The organism is Flavobacterium sp. 102, from assembly GCF_003634615.1.
Classification (GTDB): Bacteria; Bacteroidota; Bacteroidia; order Flavobacteriales; family Flavobacteriaceae; genus Flavobacterium.
Map to the genome: position 1 here is coordinate 2,028,749 of NZ_RBKX01000001.1, position 19,178 is coordinate 2,047,926.

At 35.2% G+C, this 19,178-nt stretch carries 23 protein-coding genes; 19 read left to right on the forward strand and 4 right to left on the reverse strand.

Going from position 1 to position 19,178, the window contains the following annotated elements:
- Nucleotides 1-58: 58 nt before the first annotated feature.
- Entirely contained in the window at nt 59-730 is a 672-nt protein-coding gene (locus C8C84_RS08760) for a hypothetical protein (RefSeq protein ID WP_121315014.1), read from the forward strand.
- A gap of 137 nt (nt 731-867) precedes the next feature.
- Nucleotides 868-2,214 carry a T9SS type A sorting domain-containing protein gene (locus C8C84_RS08765; protein ID WP_121313170.1) on the forward strand — a complete coding sequence of 449 codons (1,347 nt, stop codon included), beginning with the start codon at nt 868-870 and terminating at the stop codon, nt 2,212-2,214.
- A 2-nt stretch (nt 2,215-2,216) separates the two neighbouring features.
- On the opposite strand, the gene C8C84_RS08770 is transcribed toward C8C84_RS08765, so the two are convergent.
- Together C8C84_RS08770 and C8C84_RS08775 are read right to left on the reverse strand one after the other, a co-directional pair.
- Entirely contained in the window at nt 2,217-3,029 is an 813-nt protein-coding gene (locus C8C84_RS08770) for a class I SAM-dependent methyltransferase (protein ID WP_121313171.1), read from the reverse strand.
- Between the two features lie 99 nt (nt 3,030-3,128).
- Nucleotides 3,129-4,991 (reverse strand): ABC-F family ATP-binding cassette domain-containing protein, encoded by a 1,863-nt coding sequence (locus tag C8C84_RS08775; protein WP_121313172.1) that lies wholly within the window; start codon nt 4,989-4,991, stop codon nt 3,129-3,131.
- 136 nt (nt 4,992-5,127) lie between these two features.
- Here C8C84_RS08775 and C8C84_RS08780 point away from each other — a divergent pair, with 136 nt between their 5' ends.
- The 13 genes from C8C84_RS08780 to C8C84_RS08840 all read left to right on the forward strand — a co-directional run bounded on the left by C8C84_RS08780 (nt 5,128) and on the right by C8C84_RS08840 (nt 15,167).
- The gene (locus C8C84_RS08780; RefSeq protein ID WP_121313173.1) at nt 5,128-6,288 is read left to right on the forward strand and encodes a glycosyltransferase family 2 protein; all 1,161 of its coding nucleotides are present in this window, start codon (nt 5,128-5,130) and stop codon (nt 6,286-6,288) included.
- Nucleotides 6,289-6,400: 112 nt separating this feature from the next.
- A complete protein-coding gene (locus C8C84_RS08785; protein WP_121313174.1) occupies nt 6,401-7,693 on the forward strand; it encodes a dihydrolipoamide acetyltransferase family protein in 1,293 nt (430 codons plus the stop codon).
- Between the two features lie 207 nt (nt 7,694-7,900).
- Entirely contained in the window at nt 7,901-8,425 is a 525-nt protein-coding gene (locus C8C84_RS08790; RefSeq protein WP_121313175.1) for a hypothetical protein, read from the forward strand.
- Nucleotides 8,426-8,658: 233 nt separating this feature from the next.
- Nucleotides 8,659-9,429 (forward strand): 3'-5' exonuclease, encoded by a 771-nt coding sequence (locus tag C8C84_RS08795; protein WP_121313176.1) that lies wholly within the window; start codon nt 8,659-8,661, stop codon nt 9,427-9,429.
- Between the two features lie 64 nt (nt 9,430-9,493).
- Nucleotides 9,494-10,105, forward strand: coding sequence for a fumarylacetoacetate hydrolase family protein (locus C8C84_RS08800; RefSeq protein ID WP_121313177.1), 612 nt, complete (start codon nt 9,494-9,496; stop codon nt 10,103-10,105).
- A complete protein-coding gene (locus C8C84_RS08805; RefSeq protein ID WP_121313178.1) occupies nt 10,105-10,449 on the forward strand; it encodes an Hpt domain-containing protein in 345 nt (114 codons plus the stop codon). The genes C8C84_RS08800 and C8C84_RS08805 overlap by 1 nt, the downstream gene beginning before the upstream one ends.
- A 190-nt stretch (nt 10,450-10,639) precedes the next feature.
- Nucleotides 10,640-11,890 carry a CinA family nicotinamide mononucleotide deamidase-related protein gene (locus C8C84_RS08810; RefSeq protein ID WP_121313179.1) on the forward strand — a complete coding sequence of 417 codons (1,251 nt, stop codon included), beginning with the start codon at nt 10,640-10,642 and terminating at the stop codon, nt 11,888-11,890.
- 72 nt (nt 11,891-11,962) lie between these two features.
- On the forward strand, nt 11,963-12,199 hold the full coding sequence (rpmB, locus tag C8C84_RS08815; RefSeq protein ID WP_121313180.1) for a 50S ribosomal protein L28: 237 nt from the start codon (nt 11,963-11,965) through the stop codon (nt 12,197-12,199).
- A gap of 26 nt (nt 12,200-12,225) precedes the next feature.
- A complete protein-coding gene (gene rpmG, locus C8C84_RS08820; protein ID WP_035126304.1) occupies nt 12,226-12,408 on the forward strand; it encodes a 50S ribosomal protein L33 in 183 nt (60 codons plus the stop codon).
- A gap of 46 nt (nt 12,409-12,454) precedes the next feature.
- Nucleotides 12,455-12,607, forward strand: a complete 153-nt coding sequence (locus C8C84_RS08825; RefSeq protein ID WP_121313181.1) for a DUF4295 domain-containing protein — start codon at nt 12,455-12,457, stop codon at nt 12,605-12,607.
- Between the two features lie 136 nt (nt 12,608-12,743).
- Nucleotides 12,744-13,697, forward strand: a complete 954-nt coding sequence (gene ftsY / locus C8C84_RS08830) for a signal recognition particle-docking protein FtsY (RefSeq protein ID WP_121313182.1) — start codon at nt 12,744-12,746, stop codon at nt 13,695-13,697.
- Between the two features lie 9 nt (nt 13,698-13,706).
- Nucleotides 13,707-14,978, forward strand: coding sequence for a hypothetical protein (locus C8C84_RS08835; RefSeq protein ID WP_121313183.1), 1,272 nt, complete (start codon nt 13,707-13,709; stop codon nt 14,976-14,978).
- A gap of 6 nt (nt 14,979-14,984) precedes the next feature.
- Nucleotides 14,985-15,167 (forward strand): hypothetical protein, encoded by a 183-nt coding sequence (locus tag C8C84_RS08840; protein WP_121313184.1) that lies wholly within the window; start codon nt 14,985-14,987, stop codon nt 15,165-15,167.
- A gap of 1 nt (nt 15,168) precedes the next feature.
- Here the strand turns inward: C8C84_RS08840 and C8C84_RS08845 are convergent, their stop codons facing one another.
- Nucleotides 15,169-16,239, reverse strand: coding sequence for a serine hydrolase (locus C8C84_RS08845; RefSeq protein WP_121313185.1), 1,071 nt, complete (start codon nt 16,237-16,239; stop codon nt 15,169-15,171).
- Between the two features lie 128 nt (nt 16,240-16,367).
- Between C8C84_RS08845 and C8C84_RS08850 the strand changes: the two genes are divergently transcribed.
- Complete coding sequence (locus C8C84_RS08850; protein WP_147406831.1) at nt 16,368-16,814, forward strand: hypothetical protein; 447 nt, start codon at nt 16,368-16,370, stop codon at nt 16,812-16,814.
- On the forward strand, nt 16,814-17,110 hold the full coding sequence (locus tag C8C84_RS08855; RefSeq protein WP_121313187.1) for a DUF721 domain-containing protein: 297 nt from the start codon (nt 16,814-16,816) through the stop codon (nt 17,108-17,110). Before C8C84_RS08850 ends, C8C84_RS08855 begins: the two co-directional genes overlap by 1 nt.
- Here C8C84_RS08855 and C8C84_RS08860 read toward each other — a convergent pair.
- The gene (locus C8C84_RS08860; protein ID WP_121315015.1) at nt 17,107-17,550 is read right to left on the reverse strand and encodes a DUF4268 domain-containing protein; all 444 of its coding nucleotides are present in this window, start codon (nt 17,548-17,550) and stop codon (nt 17,107-17,109) included. The genes C8C84_RS08855 and C8C84_RS08860 overlap by 4 nt on opposite strands.
- A gap of 64 nt (nt 17,551-17,614) precedes the next feature.
- On the opposite strand from C8C84_RS08860, the gene C8C84_RS08865 reads away from it, so the two are divergent.
- Both C8C84_RS08865 and C8C84_RS08870 read left to right on the forward strand, forming a co-directional pair.
- On the forward strand, nt 17,615-18,256 hold the full coding sequence (locus C8C84_RS08865; protein ID WP_370453641.1) for a CoA pyrophosphatase: 642 nt from the start codon (nt 17,615-17,617) through the stop codon (nt 18,254-18,256).
- 53 nt (nt 18,257-18,309) lie between these two features.
- The gene (locus C8C84_RS08870) at nt 18,310-19,146 is read left to right on the forward strand and encodes a 1-acyl-sn-glycerol-3-phosphate acyltransferase (protein WP_121313188.1); all 837 of its coding nucleotides are present in this window, start codon (nt 18,310-18,312) and stop codon (nt 19,144-19,146) included.
- Nucleotides 19,147-19,178: the final 32 nt, after the last annotated feature.

The window sequence follows — 19,178 nt, forward strand, 5'->3', positions numbered from 1 at the left end:
TGTAATGGATTAGAAGGTTATCCTGACTAATTTTACACTAACATTAAAACTTAAAATGATGAAAAACAGAATAATTAGATATGGAGTATTTTTTACTGCATTAGTAAGCTTTGTCTCTTGTAAAAACAATGACTCAGAAAAAGCTGCAGACGAAAGAATAGCTGCTTTAGAAAGCTATGTAGATTCGCTTGAAAATGTAAAAACTGAGGATGCTGAAGCCAATTGGGAACAAATTGCTGCTGATTATGACAGAAGAACAGCAGAATCAAATGAAGCTATAGCAACCTTAGGGGATGATATTAAGCCTAGAAATCAGGCCAGATTAGATTCTATCAATGCTAGGTATTTTGTAATCAGAACTTCTGTGGAAACTGCAAAAGTTCCGGTTAAAGTTAATCCTAATCAAAGACTTAGAGATACTTTCTTTGGTGCCGGTAAATTGGGAGAAGATATGAATTTTGGTTGGGTAAATAAAGACAACATTTTAGATACTTACCAAACTTTCTTTGATGCTTATAAAAACAATAAAGAAAATTTCACCAGAGAAGATTATGATGAAGTAAAATTGATTTATGAAGCACTAGACAGTAGAAAAAATACAGTAGAAAAAGAAGGCTTGTCTTCAGAAGACAACAATAAAATTGCCTCAATCAAATTCAAATTTGCACCCATGTTCAAAATGAACAGAATAGGAGCAAAGGCAAGAGAAAATGAAGAAGCGAAAGAATAATTTTTTTGAATTGGTTTATTAATTCGGAAAAAGGCAATCAGGGATGATTGCCTTTTTTTTTGTTGTAATTTTTTGAATTGTTTACTTTTCGAAATATTTTCTTATTTTTATAGAATAAATCTACTCGTTTCTTGAAGATGAAATATTCTGTTTTATTGTTGCTTTTGATTTGTTTTAAGATAAATGCTCAGTGTTGGAAAACTGTTTCTACAAGTTCCCTTACCACTTTAGCAATAAAAAATGATGGAACCTTATGGGGATGGGGTTACAATTTTAATGGACAATTGGGGGATGGCACTACAACCAATAGAACCAGTCCAGTCCAAATTGGAAATTCTTCTGATTGGAAAATGGTTTCAGCCGGACAAGTATTTACTTTAGCCATTAAAGATAATGGAACCTTATGGGCTTGGGGTTATAATCTTGAAGGTCAATTAGGCGATGGTACTTTTGTTAATAAAATTGTTCCAACTCAAATTGGAACAGCAACAGATTGGAAACAAATATCTACAGCCTACTGGACAGCTATGGCGATAAAAAATAACGGGACATTATGGGGTTGGGGTCAAAATTACATGTATGGGCAATTGGGAGATGGAACAATAATTAATAGAAATGTTCCCACGCAAATAGGAATTGCTACAGATTGGTTAAAAGTTTCTGTTGGTTCTACACATACAATGGCTGTAAAAAACAATCATACTTTATGGGTATGGGGAAATAATGCTTACGGACAGTTTGGTAATGGAAATAATACAAATTCACTTGTGCCAATTCAAAATGGAACGGCTGCAGATTGGGAAGATGTATCTGTCGGTGATTACCATTCAATAGCATTGAAAACTAATGGAACTGTCTATAGTACAGGATCAAATTATGACGGAAGACTTGGCGACGGAACCACAAACTCCAGAAACACCTTGGTCCAGATAGGAAATGATACTACTTGGCAAAGTATAAGCGCCGGTTCATTCAATACTATCTGCATAAAAAATAATGGGACTTTATGGGGTTGTGGTGATAATTACAATGGCTTACTAGGAGATGGCACTACTGATGATAAGCTAATTTTAACACAAATAGGAACTGAGACTAATTGGAAATTCAGCTCTTCCTGTCAATGGCATACAGTAGCCTTAAAAACAGATGATTCTCTTTCAATATGGGGAGATAATCTAGTTGCGATTCCGGATTCATTTTCTCTTTCTCCCATGGGAATTAACTGTACAAATTTGTCCGAAGAAGAGTATAATATTGCCACTTTTTCAATTTATCCAAACCCAACACAATCCGTTTTGAATATTCAGTTTTCAACAGCTACGGAAATCCAAAAGATTTCAATAGTGGATATAACCGGAAAAAAAGTTTTGGAACAAACCGGAAACTTCACACAGATAAATGTTCAGAATTTAGCACAAGGATTATATATCGTATCAGTCTTAACCAATGGTAAGATAATCAACCATAAGTTTGTCAAAAATTAGACTTAGACTCTAATCACAAAATGCTCCTTTTCCTGCTCGATTCGGAAGAAAACAATTCCCCATTGAAAAGTGTCAATTGTTACCGTAACTTTTGGGTGGTTTTTTATTGTTTCCCAAGCTTCTTCCATGGCTGCCGACCAATGAATGTCATCGAAAATCCACACCGTTTCGTTGGTAATTGTTGGTAATAGAAGTTCGAAATAGGTTAAAGTAGCTTGTTTGGAATGGTTGCCGTCGAAGTAAATCAATTGATAATTGATAATTGACGATTGATAATTTTTTAGATGGCTTGAAAATTCAATATTTACACATTCAACATTATTGAACATTGTTCCGAAACTTCGGGATTGCAATTGATATTGGTTAAGGGTGTTTTTACAACCTTCCAAAGTGGTAATTTTGGCATTCGGGTTCCCTAATGATAATGCTGAAGTCGCTAATCCTAATGAAGTGCCAATTTCTAAGATACTTTGCTTCTCCGGTTCGTTATCGCTCGTGTCCGGTTGGAAATACTTTGTAATTCTAAACAATAATTCGGCTCTTTTTGGAGAAATTCCAGCGGTTTTGGCAATTTGATTTATCGCTCGAGTATTGCTTTTAAAAACTCGCGAGCCGGCACCAAAATCTGTAACTTCTATTGTATTCGTATTTTCTAAAAGTGATTTTCGATATTTTTTTAGAATAGAATATTCAGCGTATTTCTTCTTGTCATAAAAACATTTGGTTACTAAATCAAATACAAACGGTGAATGCACTCCGTGTTCGTTTTTGGAGTTCCAGAGGAATTTTAAATATGACTTAATTAGCTGTAACATTTATTTTTTGTTACACAGAGATTCACGGAGTTTAAGCAGGGATACACAGATTTTTTCTCTGTGAGACTCATTTTTCTCTGTGAATCTCTGTGAAATAATTTATTCCATTTTGCTCGAAAGTTCAAACCAACGCTCTTCTTTAGCTTCCAGTTTTTTAATAATTACTTCCAATTCGTTGGCTTTTTTCGTGATGTCAGCGTCAGCAACTTTGCCTTCAGCGAATTGGTTTTCGATTTGCTTTTTCTCGTATTCTAAATCTTTGATTTCGCGTTCGATTTTGCTGAATTCCTTTTGCTCGTTGAAATTCAAACCCGAAGTCGTTGGGTTATTTTGTTTCCAATTCGTTTTTTCAGTAGAAACGCTCGATAAATTTTTTGGCTCAGCCGAATCTTCATACGCCCTGAAATCAGAATAATTGCCGGGAAAATCTTCAATTTGTCCTTCGCCTCTAAAAATGAACAAATGATCCACGATTTTATCCATAAAATATCTATCGTGAGAAACTACAAGCAAGCATCCGGGATAATCTAAAAGAAAACTTTCTAAGACATTTAGGGTCACGATATCCAAATCATTCGTTGGCTCATCGAGAATTAAAAAGTTCGGATTCTGAATTAAAACCGTACATAAATAAAGTCTCTTCAATTCGCCACCGCTAAGTTTTTCTACAAAGTCGTATTGTTTTTTGGCATCAAACAAAAAGCGCTCCAACAATTGTGACGCCGAAATGATTTTTCCTTTCGTCAACGGAATGTATTCGCCGTATTCTTTGATGATGTCAATGACTTTTTGTCCCGGTTTTGGGTTGATACCGCTTTGGGTGTAATAGCCAATTTTAATCGTGTCACCAATAATTACTTTACCCGAATCGGGAAGCATAGTTTTGGTCAATATGTTTAAGAAAGTCGATTTTCCGGTACCGTTTTTACCAATAATTCCAATGCGTTCGCCACGTTGGAAATCATAAGTAAAGTTGTCTAATATGGTTTTCTCCTTGAATTTTTTATTCAGTTTGTACAGTTCGATAATCTTGCTGCCCATACGTTCCATGTTGATTTCGAGTTCAACTACGTTTTCCTTACGACGACTTTCTGCTTTTTCCTTAATTACGTAAAAATCATCTTGGCGCGATTTTGATTTGGTCGTTCTCGCTTTGGGTTGGCGTCGCATCCATGCCAATTCTTTTACAAAAAGGTTTTGTGCTTTGTCAATACTCGAGTTTTCCATAGCGATTCGCTCTTCTTTTTTCTGCAAATAATAAGAGTAATTGCCTTTGTATTGGTATAATTTTCCGTTGTCGAGTTCGATGATTTCGTTACAAACGCGTTCCAAAAAGAAGCGGTCGTGCGTTACCATAAACAATGTGATGTTTTCTTTGGCAAAATAACTTTCCAGCCATTCAATCATTTCTAAATCCAAGTGATTCGTTGGTTCGTCCAAAATCAATAAATCCGGACGATTGATTAGAATAATTGCGAGAGACAAACGCTTTTTTTGTCCACCGGAAAGACTTTTTACTTTCAGTTTTAAATCGTCTAACTTTAGTTTGGATAAAATTTGCTTGAATTGCGTTTCAAAATCCCAAGCGTTGTGGCGGTCCATTTCGTCGAAAGCCAATTGGTATTTTTCCTCGTCTTCCGGGTTTTCCAACGCTTTTTCGTATTGTTCAATCACATGCAAAATTTCGTTATCCGAAGCGAAAATACTTTCCTCAATCGTCAATTCGTCTTGCAGATTGTTGTTCTGAGAAAGAAATGCCATTTTGATTCCTTTGCGAATGATAATCTGACCGGTATCCGGCTCGTCATCGCCATTAATCATTTTCATAATCTGGGTTTTCCCCGAACCGTTTTTGGCAATAAAGGCGATTTTTTGGTCTTTGTTGATACCAAAGGAAAGGTTAGCAAACAACGTTCTTTCGCCAAAGGATTTCGATATATTTTCTACTGAAAGGTAATTCACTTTTGAGGTATGAGTTATAAATTAGGAGTTATGTGTTAAATGAAAACCATAACTTTTCGGCAAAAGTAACTCAAATTTCTAACAATCTAAAGGCGTAGCCGTATCTAATAATCTAACAATCTATTATATTTGCCCAATGCAACTATCCGTCATCATCCTTAATTATAATGTGCGTTACTTTTTAGAGCAATGCGTTTTAAGTGTGCAAAAAGCTATTCAGAATTTAGACGCAGAAATTATCGTCATCGATAACCATTCTTCGGATGACAGTTGCGCCATGATGAAACAACGTTTTCCACATATAAAACTCATCGAAAACAAAGAAAACTCTGGCTTCCCAAAAGGAAACAACATTGCCGTTAGAGAAGCCAAAGGCGATTATTTGTGTATTTTGAATCCGGACACCGTTGTTGCAGAGGACACCTTTGAAAAGATACTTAATACTCAATACTGGCAACTGAACACTGGTATCATTGGTTGCAAATTAATCGACGGTACCGGAAACTTTTTAGCCGAAAGTAAACGCGGTATTCCAACACCTTGGGTTGCTTTTACCAAGATTTTCGGGTTGTATAAAATGTTTCCGAAATCGACTTTGTTCAATAAATATTACGCCCAACATTTAGCCGAAAACCAAACCGGAAAAGTGGACATTCTTGTGGGTGCTTTTATGATAATGAAGCGCGAATTGTACAACCAATTAGAAGGTTTTGACGAAAATTGCTTTATGTATGCCGACGATATTGATTTATCGTATCGTGCTTTGTTGTTGCAAAAACAGAACTACTATTTTCACGAAACGACAGTCATTCATTACAAAGGGGAAAGTACGGTGAAAGATGCAACTTATATGAAGCATTTCAGAGAGTTTATGAATTTCTTTTACCAAAAGCATTTCAAACGCTCGGTATTTTTCAATCTCATGGCGCGTTTCGGAGCCTTTTATTTTTCGATAGTAAAAGTTTTTAAAGGAAAATCGAAGCCTAAAGTCAAACCCGCTCAATACATTTTAGTTTCTGATAATGAAGCGTTAAAAGAAAAATTAGTCCTAAAATTGCAAAAAAGTGTTGAAAGAATACCATTAGAAAACGGGAAAATAGTAATTTCGCAAACGATTTCGAAGGCAAAAAATACAGAGGTGATTTTGGATACCAACTATTTAGGTTTTAAAAAAGCCATTGTCTTTTTGGAAGAAAACAAAATCAAGTCGCTTACTTTTAAATTGTTACCAGTCGAAAGTAGCTTTATTATCGGAAGTAATAGCAGCGACGATAGAGGAGAAGTGATTATAATTTGAGAATAAAACACAAATCGTTTTGTAGTAAAAAATTATAGAATTAAAGTTAAAACCTAATTTGTTTTATTAATTTTGCAAACGAAACAACAAAATACAACTTTAGATTATCAATATGGCAAAGTTTGAATTGAAATTACCCAAAATGGGAGAAAGCGTTGCAGAAGCAACCATTACCAATTGGTTGAAAAACGTAGGTGAAAAAATCGACGCTGATGAAGCCGTATTGGAAATCGCTACCGATAAAGTAGATAGCGAAGTGCCAAGCGAAGTTTCGGGTATTTTAACCGAAATTTTATTCCAGGTAAATGATGTGGTAAAAGTAGGGCAAACTATTGCTGTCATTGAAACCGAAGGTGGAAGCGTTGCCGTTACGCCGGTTGCTCAAGAAATGGTTTCACCTGTTGCTGAAGTTTCTAAAACTGTTGAAGTCGCTGTAGCCAATGCTGCTCCGGCCGATTTTAAATCGTCTGATAAATTTTTCTCGCCATTGGTGAAAAACATTGCGACAGCGGAAGGAATTTCTGTTGCCGAATTGGAAAACATTGCCGGTTCCGGAAAAGACGGACGCGTAACCAAAGAAGACATCTTAAAATATATAGGCAATAGGCAAAAGCCATTAGCCACTAGTCAAATAGTTCAGCCAACAATCAACAACCAACAACCGACAACTCAAGCCGTTCCGGTTTCTGTAAACGGCGGTGATGAAATTGTGGAAATGGACAGAATGCGCAAGCTGATTTCCGGTTATATGGTCGCTTCCGTGCAAACATCAGCGCACGTACAATCGTTTATCGAAGTGGATGTGACCAATATCGTAAAATGGAGAGACCGCGTTAAAAATGCTTTCGAAAAACGTGAAGGAGAAAAGTTAACTTTTACGCCAATCTTTATGGAAGCGGTGGCGAAAGCGTTGAAAGATTTTCCGGGTATGAATATTTCAGTAGACGGTGATTTTATTATCAAAAGAAAAAATATCAATCTTGGTATGGCCGCTGCGTTGCCTAACGGAAACTTGATAGTTCCGGTAATTAAAAATGCTGACCAATTGAACTTGGTAGGCATGGCCAAAGCCGTAAACGATTTAGGAAACCGAGCTAAAGCCGGAAAACTAAAACCGGACGATACACAAGGCGGAACTTATACGGTAACGAATGTGGGAACTTTTGGTTCAGTATTTGGAACACCGATTATCAACCAACCACAAGTGGGAATCTTAGCTTTAGGCGCGATTAGAAAAGTACCAGCCGTTATCGAAACTCCGGAAGGTGATTTTATCGGCATTCGCCAAAAAATGTTTTTGTCGCACAGTTATGACCACAGAGTTGTAGATGGCGCATTAGGTGGAAGTTTTGTAAAACGAGTAGCTGAATATTTAGAGGCATTTGATGCAAATAGAGAATATTAGAAATTTTAATGTGGTAATACAAAAACCTTTCAAGTGTTTATTTGAAAGGTTTTTTAGTTAAAACTCAAACTGAATCGGGCCACCTTAAATACTTAAATTAAAGTTATTATTAAACCTGTAAATGTGTAAGTTTTAATAGAAGTTGTGTAATAATTTTAGATTACAGCAATTGTACATTTGTTAGTAAAAAATTAATCTAAAATTATCATGAAAAAACTAACTAGCTGTGTACTTTGTTTATTTACATTTTGTATTTCATTGGCGCAAGAAGTAAAGACTACAATTGTGGTTGATTCTGCTCAAGTAAAAATCGAATCGAGCAAAGCTAACATCAACGAAAAAAAATCTCAACTTAAATCGGACATTCAAGATCAAAAGAAAATCAGTAGAGAACAGAAAAAAATTGATAATAGAGCCACCGACGAGCGAAGAGAATTAGCCAAAGCTCAAAAAAAACTTAAAAAAGAGCAAAAGCAAATTCAAAAAGAAAACAGAGCGATTTCCAAAAATAATGATAAACGAAACGACGCTAAAAAAAGAGAAATTAAGCTAAATCAAAGATTAGTTAATGCCAATAAAGATTTATTTAAACTTCAAGAAAAATTTGAACAGAAAAAAAGTGAGGGGAATTTGTCAGCAGTAGAAAATAGCAAGTTTGAAGTAAAAATTACCAAAAAACAACTTGAAGTTAGAAAAATAGAAGAAGAGATTTCAAATTTAAAAAAGTATTAATTTAATCGGACTTTTATTATATCAACCTAAATGTTAATCGTAAGGATTTAAATAAAAGACGGATTTACTGATTAATAAATTTGAGGCACAAAAATAGTTCTAAATTCAAATAATTATAAATCAACCCTTTTCTTTTTCGAAAGGGTTTTTTTATGGTCAAATCATAAATCTTTATTAAAATATCGATAAACGGTAACTTCAATATTTTATATTTGTGAGCATAAATTTTTATAATGGAATTAAAACTCAACAGACCTATTTGCTTCTTCGATCTTGAAACTACCGGAATTGACGTGGCTAGAGACAGAATCGTCGAAATTTCAATCTTCAAAGTTTTCCCAAACGGAAACAAAGAAAGCAAAACTTGGTTAGTGAATCCAACCATTCCAATTCCACCGCAATCTACCGCAATTCATGGTATTTCTAATGAGAAAGTAGCCAATGAACCAACGTTCAAAGAATTAGCCAATCAAGTTCACAACATGATTAAAGACTCTGATTTGGCCGGATTTAATTCGGATCGATTCGATATTCCGTTGTTGGCAGAAGAACTTTTGCGTGCCGAAGTTGATTTTGATATGAAAAACCGAGTGTCCGTTGATGTACAAACCATTTTTCACAAAAAAGAAGAAAGAACGTTGAGTGCAGCTTATAAGTTTTATTGCAACGGAAGTCTTGAAAATGCGCACAGTGCCGAAGCAGATACCATGGCAACTTACGAAATTCTAAAAGCACAATTAGATCGTTACGAAGATTTAGAAAACGATATGAAAACCCTTTCTGAATACACCACCCGTAAAAAATCAGTTGACTTTGCTGGTTTTATTGCGTTAAATACTGAAGGTCAGGAGATATTTACATTTGGCAAACACAAAGGTGCTTTAGTCGATGAGGTTTTGGATAAAGAACCGGGTTATTTCGGTTGGATACAAAACGCTGAATTTCCATTGTATACTAAAAAGGTATTAACCGGAATTAAATTAAGAAAGTTGAACACAAAATAGTTCTCCGTTGTCAGTTCTCGGTTAAAAGCAACAGAAAACAGACATCAGACAACAGATAACAAAAATGAAAATAATCTGCATCGGAAGAAATTACGCCAACCACATCGAAGAACTCAACAACGAGCGTCCCGATGAACCGGTGATATTTTTAAAACCTGATACGGCAGTTATACCCAATAAATCGCCCTTTGTGATACCGGAATTTAGTAATGAAATTCACCATGAAGTAGAGGTTTTAGTCAAAATCAATAAAGTAGGCAAATACATTGAGGCTAAGTTCGCTCACAAGTACTATGATGAGATTGGTTTAGGAATTGATTTTACCGCGCGAGATGTTCAGAACAAGCTGAAAGAGAAAGGTTTACCTTGGGAAAAAGCAAAAGGATTTGACGGTTCAGCGATGATTGGTGCCTTTTTACCGATAAATAATTTTAATTCGGTGGAAAATATTACTTTTGAGTTGACTAACAACGGAAAAACCGTTCAAAAAGGAAATACCAGCCACATGTTGTGGAAAATCGATGAAATCATTTCTCATATTTCACAGTATTTTACCTTGAAAAAAGGAGATATTATATTTACAGGAACTCCCGAAGGAGTGAGCAAAGTCGCTCCAAACGACGTTCTTGAAGGATTTATAGAAAACAAAAAACTACTAAGATTACACATAAAATAATGGCAATAAACTACAACCTAGCGAAAGTTTACGCACTTTCAGACAACGATCCGGAGTTTGTGATGCAAATCATTGACTTATTCGTTACCGAAGTACCGGAAGATATGAAGTATATCGAAACCGGCATCAAAGAAAAAGACCACAAACAAGCTTATGCTTACGCGCACAAGATAAAACCAACGCTTGATTTATTGGGAATGTCTGTAGCATTTGAAGAAATACTTCAAGTAGAAGCTTGGACTAAAAGAGAAGGAAAACGCAAAGAAATCAACGATACTTTTGCCAGTATTCAAAGTCAAGTAGACAAAGCAATCAAAGAAATCAAAAAAGATTTCGAACTTTAAAAATTAAAAGCGACTCGAGCGATAGTGAACTGGCGAAGCAATGGTTCGGGAATTATCAGTTATGGCAGTTCCCGCTTTTCGTTAAACATGGTATCACTTCAATCGGGGCTAATTAGTTATCGGTTAGTTTCTTTATAAACTAAACATGCAACCTCACCTTAGTGCCTCAGAACCTTAGAACCTCAAAAGAATGATCGCATCCATAGTCACCATAGGCGACGAAATACTCATCGGGCAAATTGTCGACACCAATTCGGGTTACATCGCCAAAGCCTTAGATAAAATCGGAGTGCAAACCCATGAAATGCTTTCCATTTCCGATGACAAACAGCACATCTTAGACACTTTTACAGCTTTGCAAGATAAAGTCGACTTGATCATAATAACCGGCGGCTTAGGGCCAACCAAAGACGATATTACTAAACTGACTTTCTGTGAGTATTTCGAAGACACTTTTGTTAGGAATCAAGAAGTTGAAGACCATATTGTAGCGTTGTTTGCCAAATTGAATTTTAATCCGACACAAGTCAACAAAGACCAAGCGTTATTGCCTTCCAAAGCGCAAGTTTTGAAAAATAATTACGGTACCGCTGCGGGAATGTGGATGAAAAAAGGCAAAACTGTTTTTGTCTCGATGCCCGGCGTTCCTTATGAAATGAAAGGCATAGTTAACGAAGAATTAATTCCGAAAATAGTAGCCGAATTCAAAAGACCATACATTGTTCACAAGACCATTTTAACCTACGGACAAGGCGAAAGTTTAGTCGCTGAACGCATTGAAAATTGGGAAAACAACTTGCCTGAATTTATCAAATTGGCATATTTGCCCAATCCGGGAAGAGTGCGTTTGAGATTAACTGCTCGAGGAGAAAACAAAGCAATTTTAGAAAAAGCTGTTCAAGAAAATGTAAACGCTTTAACCAAAATCATCGGTGATATAATCGTCGGTTTTGATGATGATGAAACAATAGAAGTAATCATCGGTAGAATGCTTGCAGCACAAGGTAAAACCATTGCCACGGCTGAAAGTTGTACTGGTGGAAAAATAGCCCAAATGTTGTCTTCGGTAGCCGGAGCTTCGCATTATTTCCGAGGAAGCGTTGTCAGTTATTCCAAAGAAACCAAAATAAATGTTCTCGGTGTTGAGGTTGAGTTAATTAATCAACATGATGTTGTTAGTGCAGAAGTGGCGAAGGCGATGGCGCTGAATATTCAAAAAATGATGAAAACCGACTACGCTTTGGCCACAACAGGTAACGCGGGACCAACTTCTGAAGCGGGAAAAGCGGAAGTTGGTGTCGTTTTTATTGCTTTGGCTACGCCAAATGAAGTATTGGTTGCTGAGTTTAATTTTGGGCAACCTCGTGAAAAAGTGATAGATAGAACGGCAAATAAAGCGTTGGAAATATTGCAGAAAGAAATTTTAAAAAATCTGCCATAATTTTTTTGTTACTACAATATATTTTGCGTAAGTTTGCACCCTGATTTTGAATAACGATAAAAGAAAAGCATAATGTCAAGAGTTTGTGACCTTACAGGTAAAAGAGCGATGGTAGGAAATAACGTTTCTCACGCTATGAACAAAACTAAGAGAAAATTTTCTGTTAACTTAGTTAAAAAACGTTTCTATCTTGCTGAAGAAGACAGATGGATTACGTTGAGAGTAGCTGCGTCTACAATTAAAACAATCAATAAAAATGGATTGGCTGCTGTTTTGAAAAAAGCAAAAGTTGAAGGATTTATTAAATAATTCTATCCCAATAAAAATAAAGTAAGATGGCAAAGAAAGGTAATAGAATACAAGTTATTTTAGAGTGTACTGAGCACAAAGGAACTGGTTTACCGGGAACTTCTCGTTACATCACAAACAAAAACAAAAAAAATACTCCGGACAGATTAGAGATTAAAAAGTTTAATCCAATCTTAAAGAGAATGACTGTTCACAAAGAGATTAAATAATTAGAGGTTTTAAATATTTAAAATTTCATAATAAACAATATAAGTCATGGCAAAGAAAACCGTTGCAACGTTACAAACATCTTCAAAAAGATTAACCAAAGCTATCAAAATGGTTAAATCTCCTAAAACAGGTGCATATACTTTCCAAGAAAGCATTATGACTCCGGAAGAAGTTGATAGTTTCCTTAACAAGAAATAATCCAACAAACTCAATATATCAAAGCTACTTTCATTCGGAAGTAGCTTTTTTATTTTTATATTTGCTTCGCCTATTCGTCTCATTTTAAAAATGAGACTCGGGTATCGAACAAATCCGAATTTTCAATACGTTTCCAATGAGTTTTTTCAAAAGAATATTTTCCTCCGAAAAAAAAGAGACTTTAGATAAAGGTCTCGAACAGACCAAAACATCATTTTTTTCTAAATTAACCAAAGCTGTTGCCGGAAAATCCAAGGTTGATGATGAGGTTTTAGATAATTTAGAAGAAGTATTGGTGTCTTCTGATGTTGGTGTGAACACTACATTAAAAATCATCGAAAGAATTGAAGCGCGTGTCGCCCAAGACAAATACATGGGAACCGACGAGCTCAACAAAATCCTGCGTGAAGAAATTGCCGCACTTTTATCTGAAACCAAATCAGGTGAAGAAACTGAGTTTACCATTCCGGCCAATAAAAAACCTTATGTATTAATGGTAGTTGGTGTAAACGGTGTTGGAAAAACGACTACGATTGGAAAATTAGCCCACCAATTCAACAAAGCCGGTTACAAAGTAGTTTTAGGTGCAGCCGATACTTTCCGTGCCGCCGCGATTGACCAATTGCAAATTTGGGCCGATAGAGTAGGCGTTCCATTAGTAAAGCAACAAATGGGAAGTGATCCTGCTTCGGTAGCTTTTGATACGTTACAAAGTGCCGTAACCCAAAATGCCGATATTGTAATCATTGATACTGCCGGTCGTTTGCACAACAAAGTAAACTTGATGGCGGAATTAACAAAAGTAAAACGCGTCATGCAAAAAGTAGTTGAAGATGCGCCTCACGATGTTTTATTAGTATTGGATGGTTCAACCGGACAAAATGCTTTTGAGCAAGCCAAACAGTTTACCGCTGCGACCGAAGTTTCTTGTTTAGCCGTAACCAAATTAGACGGTACAGCCAAAGGTGGCGTTGTAATCGGAATTTCAGATCAGTTTCAAATTCCGGTAAAATATATCGGTGTTGGAGAAGGTATTGAAGATTTGCAAGTTTTTAATAAGTTTGAATTTGTAGATTCTTTTTTTAAATAAGTATAATCCATGAAAAAAATTACCATTTTAGTTTTTTTACTAATCTCATTTATTGGTTATAGCCAAAAAAGTTATTCACCCGGATATTATATAGATCAATCCAATAATAAAAAAGAAGGGTTTATAGATAATTCTAATCCATACAATAACCCAGAAAAAATTTACTTTAAAACTTCACTTGAAGAAAAAACAATCGAAATTTCAATCGATAATATCAAAGAATTTAAAATCAATTCTAACTACAAGTTTGTTAAGTACACTGTAGATTATGATTATGAACAAATACAGAATAGTAATAAAATTAAAATTTTAGGTAAAGAACCAAAATTAGAACAAAAAGTAGTCTTACTTAAGCTTTTGGTTGAAGGAAATGTGTCTTTATACAAAGCAATTATTGGTGATGTTGTTTTTTTCTACGTTAAAAACAAGGATGATGTCAATCCAAAATTATTAGTTCATAGAAAATATAATCAAGATAATTCAATCAAAGAAAATAATGATTATAGGAAGCAGTTATATGATGATTTGAAATCAGATAAACTCGTCTTTAATGATTTTTTAGATATTGATTATGATGAAAAAGAATTGGTTTCCATTTTTTCAAAAGCAAATACCGAAAATAATTCTTTTGTGAATCAAAATATATCCTCTGAAATTGGAAAAAATAAACTACAGTACAAAATAATTGCTGGTACAAGTCTTTATAGAGCCAATTATACTTTTAATGACGATTATAAATTAACGCCTAAGAATGCTAGTTTTAATAATCCTATGGTTGGAGTAGAGTTTTCAAATTCTTTTGGTATAAATTCGTATCGTTCAGAGTTATTTGTTAGATTGTTTTATCAAAAAGTAAAGACTGAAGCTGACTATTTTAGTCAAGTAAGTAACGATTATAATGTACGATATACAATGAAATCAGATTTTAGTTCAATTAACGTAACAGCTGGTTATCGATATGCATTGTATAAAAAAGGGAAAAATAAATTTTATGTAGACGGATCAATTGGATTGTCAAAAGTTCTGGAAGACGATTTTAGCATTGATTATTTAGTTACCTATACAACTCCTAATCCAATCCCTTCCCCAAGTGATAAATATGTTTTTGATCAATTGTCTACAGTTATTTTTTTAAATGCAGGAGTAGGTTATGTTTTTAATAATAGATTTGGCTTGGGTTTAGAATATTCTGCTAATAAAAATTATTTAAAAGAGTATGCTCTGATAAATGGTTCATTCTCAAATATCAATTTAATATTTACTTATACTTTAAATCATTAAATTACTATGAATAAAGTTTTATATTTCTTCAGAGGAACAGCTCCAATAAAATTAATAATCATCAGTATCTTAATTGCTGTATTGAGCTATTTTATTGAAAAATCGCTACCAAGTATTTTCTTAGGATTGAGATTAATTGCTTTTCTTTTGTTTGTCTACGCTTCGATTCGCTTGCTAAACAGAAAATAGATTACTGATATAAATCGTTGATTTTATCCCATAATTCATTATCGAATCCTGATAAGGCAAAAGTTGGATTGTCAGGATTGGCTACATCTCCCATTCGGATAACTACCATTTTTTTACTTGGAATCACATAAATTTTTTGGTCGTTTTTCCCCAAAGCTGCATACATATCGCTTGGTGCATTTGACATCAAGGTGCCGTTAAATTCAAATTGACTGGTTGGCAAATGGTAAGAAGATTTTCCATTCAACCACCACAGATAACCATAGGCCTGATTAATCGGTTGAGAAGTTGTTGTAGCTTGAACAAAATAATTTTCATTTACTATGGTTGTTCCGTTCCATTTTCCTTTGTTTAAGGATAGTAATCCAAAACGAGCCATGTTTCTGCAGGTACTCCAATAAACACTTAGACCATCACCACTGTTAATCCAAGCGCCACCAGTCATTCCGATTCGGTCTCTTAATTTAGTGTTGAAATAATTGGTCCAAGTTTGTCCGCTGGCTTCGGCTACTACGTCTTGTAATTTCACATAGACATTGTGGTAAGCCCAACGTGTTCCGGCATCGGCGACATATTGTAAATTGGCAGGCTCAACATTATCACCTAAAGCATCATTCAATCCTGAATTCATAGACAATAAGTTTTTACAAGTAATCAGATTTTCTTTGGCTAATGGTGCGCTTGTCCAACCGGTTCCTAAATAATCAGAGACTTTGTTATTAATGTTGAGTAATCCTTCATCTTGTGCAATTCCGGTTACCGTAGAAGTCAATGTTTTTCCGGCACTTGCCCAATACCAAGGAGAAGTTGCCGAGTGGCCGTTAAAATAGTTTTCCATCACGATTCTACCATTGACTAATATGATAAAGGATTTGGTGTTTTTTTGTTCCAAATAGTCTAGTAAAGGTTGAACGGCACTTTGATTCCAGCTTAAATCTGTTATGGATTTCGTTTCCCAAGTATTACTGCTGTCAGTTGGAGGAAAGTACATTTGTTCAGCAGAATTATCAGAATCAGAACTGCAATTCAACATAAAAAGGGACACAAAAACGAGTAGGTATATCTTTTTCATAACTTAGAATTTGTCTTTGGACTTTAAAAGTAGTAAATAGTTTAATGTTGATAATATTAATTTTTATTTCACTCACTTTATGAACTTAAAAAATTAAATTTGTGATGGAGTTAAAACCAGTAAATACCATGAAAAGAATTTCCGCCATACTGATCACTTTCTTATTAATCTCATGCCAAGCTGATGTTAAAAAAGAAGATTTGTCAAAGCTCAATGGCTATTGGGAAATCAAACAAGTGACTTTGGCTAACGGCGAAACCAAAGACTATAAAGTCAACGAAACCATCGATTTTTTTGAACTTCGACATCCCGAAGTTTCGGGAGAGTCTGACCATAAAATGGTAGGCTTTCGCCAAAAAGTAATGCCGCAATTTGACGGCACTTTTAAAACCAACGGTATAAAGGAAAATCTTAAAATTTTGGAAATCGAGAATGCCTATTTTGTCGAATACAAAACCGATTACGGCAAATGGAATGAAGAGATTATCACCATTGAAGATTCTACTTTGGTGCTCAAAAACAAGCAGAACCTAATTTACACTTATAAAAAATTCAAACCTTTTTCTTTAAAATAATGACCAAAAGACTCAGCAACGAAAGTTCGATAGGCGACGTTTTAAAAGCGTTTATTGAAACCAACAAACTCCAAAGCGGCATGGACAAAATTGACGTTCAGGAAGCTTGGAAATCGTTAATGGGTAATGGTGTCAACAGTTATACTAAAGAAGTGGTTCTGAAAGGATCTACTTTGTATGTTTCTTTAACATCAGCGGTCTTGCGGGAAGAGTTGAGTTATGGAAAACAAAAAATAATTACGATGATTAATGAAGAGCTTCGTAAAGAAGTAGTGACGGATATAATTCTTCGCTAAGTATTGGTTTCCAAATCCTTAATATAATCTTCATATTCGTAGAAAAAGACTTCAAACTTCGTCATTGTTTCGCTGAAGAAATCAAAAATCTCAGGCCAATAATTTCTATTGTTTAGGCTTACACCCAATTTTTCGACCCAAATTCTACTAATCACTTTACCGCTTTCTAAATAAAATTGACGCTCCAAAATCGCTTCCGGAAGGTATTCTTCGAGTAAAATTGTTTTGAGTGATTCTATTTTTTCAAAATAAATTTTGCGCTTTTCTTCGTCTTTTGGCTCAATATCTAAAAGCACTTGTGCCTTTTTGTTATCTATATAGAATTTGAAAGTAACGTCTTTAATCTTAGTGTCATACAACAACCATTTTCTCGGATAAGCTTCGGCAAATGCGGTCCAGAATTCCTTTTTGATGCGTTGGGCTTCTTCTTTGCTGTACATTTTATTGGTGTAAATTTGGTGTGCGTTGTTTTTTTGAGGTAACTTTATATTTCTAAAATCAGGCATGATGCACTTTGAAGAGTTTTTAAAATATACGCCAAAAATACAAAATGTCGAGCTACCGGCAACGCATGCCCATGCAAAAATGGCTCCAGCCAATCGATTAGATTTAATTAAAGCCATAGATTTCACCAAGGTTACTCCAAAGCAAGCCGCTGTACTGATGCTTTTTTATCCCAAAGCTTCACAAACTTATTTGGCTCTAATTCTCAGAACCAGTTACAACGGAGTTCATTCGTCACAAATTGCTTTTCCCGGGGGAAAAGTAGAGGATTTTGATGCCGATTTAAAGGAAACAGCACTCAGAGAAACCCATGAGGAAATTGGGGTAAATCCTAATCATGTCAATGTGATTCGCGCCTTTACCGAAGTGTATATTCCGCCGAGTAATTTTATGGTTTATCCTTATTTGGGTTATAGCGAAAGCGAATTGGAGTTCAATCTGCAAGAGGATGAAGTCGCCGGATTAGTCGAATTTCCGTTCGCCGATTTTATGAATGATAAAATTATTGTGAATACCACAATGAAAACATCTTATGCCGGTAGTATTGAAGTGCCTGGATTTCAGGTAAGAGAGCATTTCGTTTGGGGCGCCACCGCTATGATGTTGAGCGAATTGAAAGAAACCCTTAAATTGGTTTTATAAATTTTAGTTTTTGTAAATTTGCGTCCCTAAAAGTCACAAATAAAAAATCAATTATGGGATTATTTAAAAGAAATCCTTTTGGTCATATACTCTTTATCAAAAAATGGCTAATCCGAATCTTTGGTGTATTAACGCACCGTCGTTATCGAGGTTTTAACGAACTTCATATTGAAGGTTCGGAAATCATTAAAGGTTTGCCCGATAAAAATGTACTCTTTATATCGAATCACCAAACGTATTTTGCCGATGTAGTAGCCATGTTTCACGTGTTCAATGCCAGTTTATCAGGACGTGTAGATAATATTAAAAATGTTGGTTATTTGTGGCAACCCAAGATGAATATCTATTATGTTGCCGCCAGTGAAACAATGAAAGCAGGTTTGTTACCAAGGATTTTGGCTTACGTCGGAGCAATAACGGTAGAACGCACCTGGCGCTCGGGCGGAAAAGATGTAACAGAAAAACGTGAAATTAATCCGAATGATACGGAGAATATCCGAATAGCTTTAGAAGATGGTTGGGTAATTACCTTTCCGCAAGGCACCACCAAGTCCTTTAAACCGGTTAGAAAAGGAACCGCTCATATTATAAAACAACACAAACCTATAGTTGTGCCTATAGTTATTGACGGTTTCCGTCGTGCGTTTGACAAAAAAGGTTTGCGTGTCAAAAAGAAAAATATTTTACAATCATTTATCATCAAAGAACCTTTGGTTATTGATTATGAAAACGAAACCATAGAGCAAATCGTAGAAAAAGTTGAGTATGCCATAGAGCAACACGCATCTTTCTTAAAAGTGATTCCTGCCGAGGAAATTGAAGAACAAGAGCGCTTAAATAAACTACGAAAATGGCAAGTTGATAAAGCGGACACCAGCCAAATAAGCTAACAAAACAAATCCAATCTTTAAAAAGGAATTTT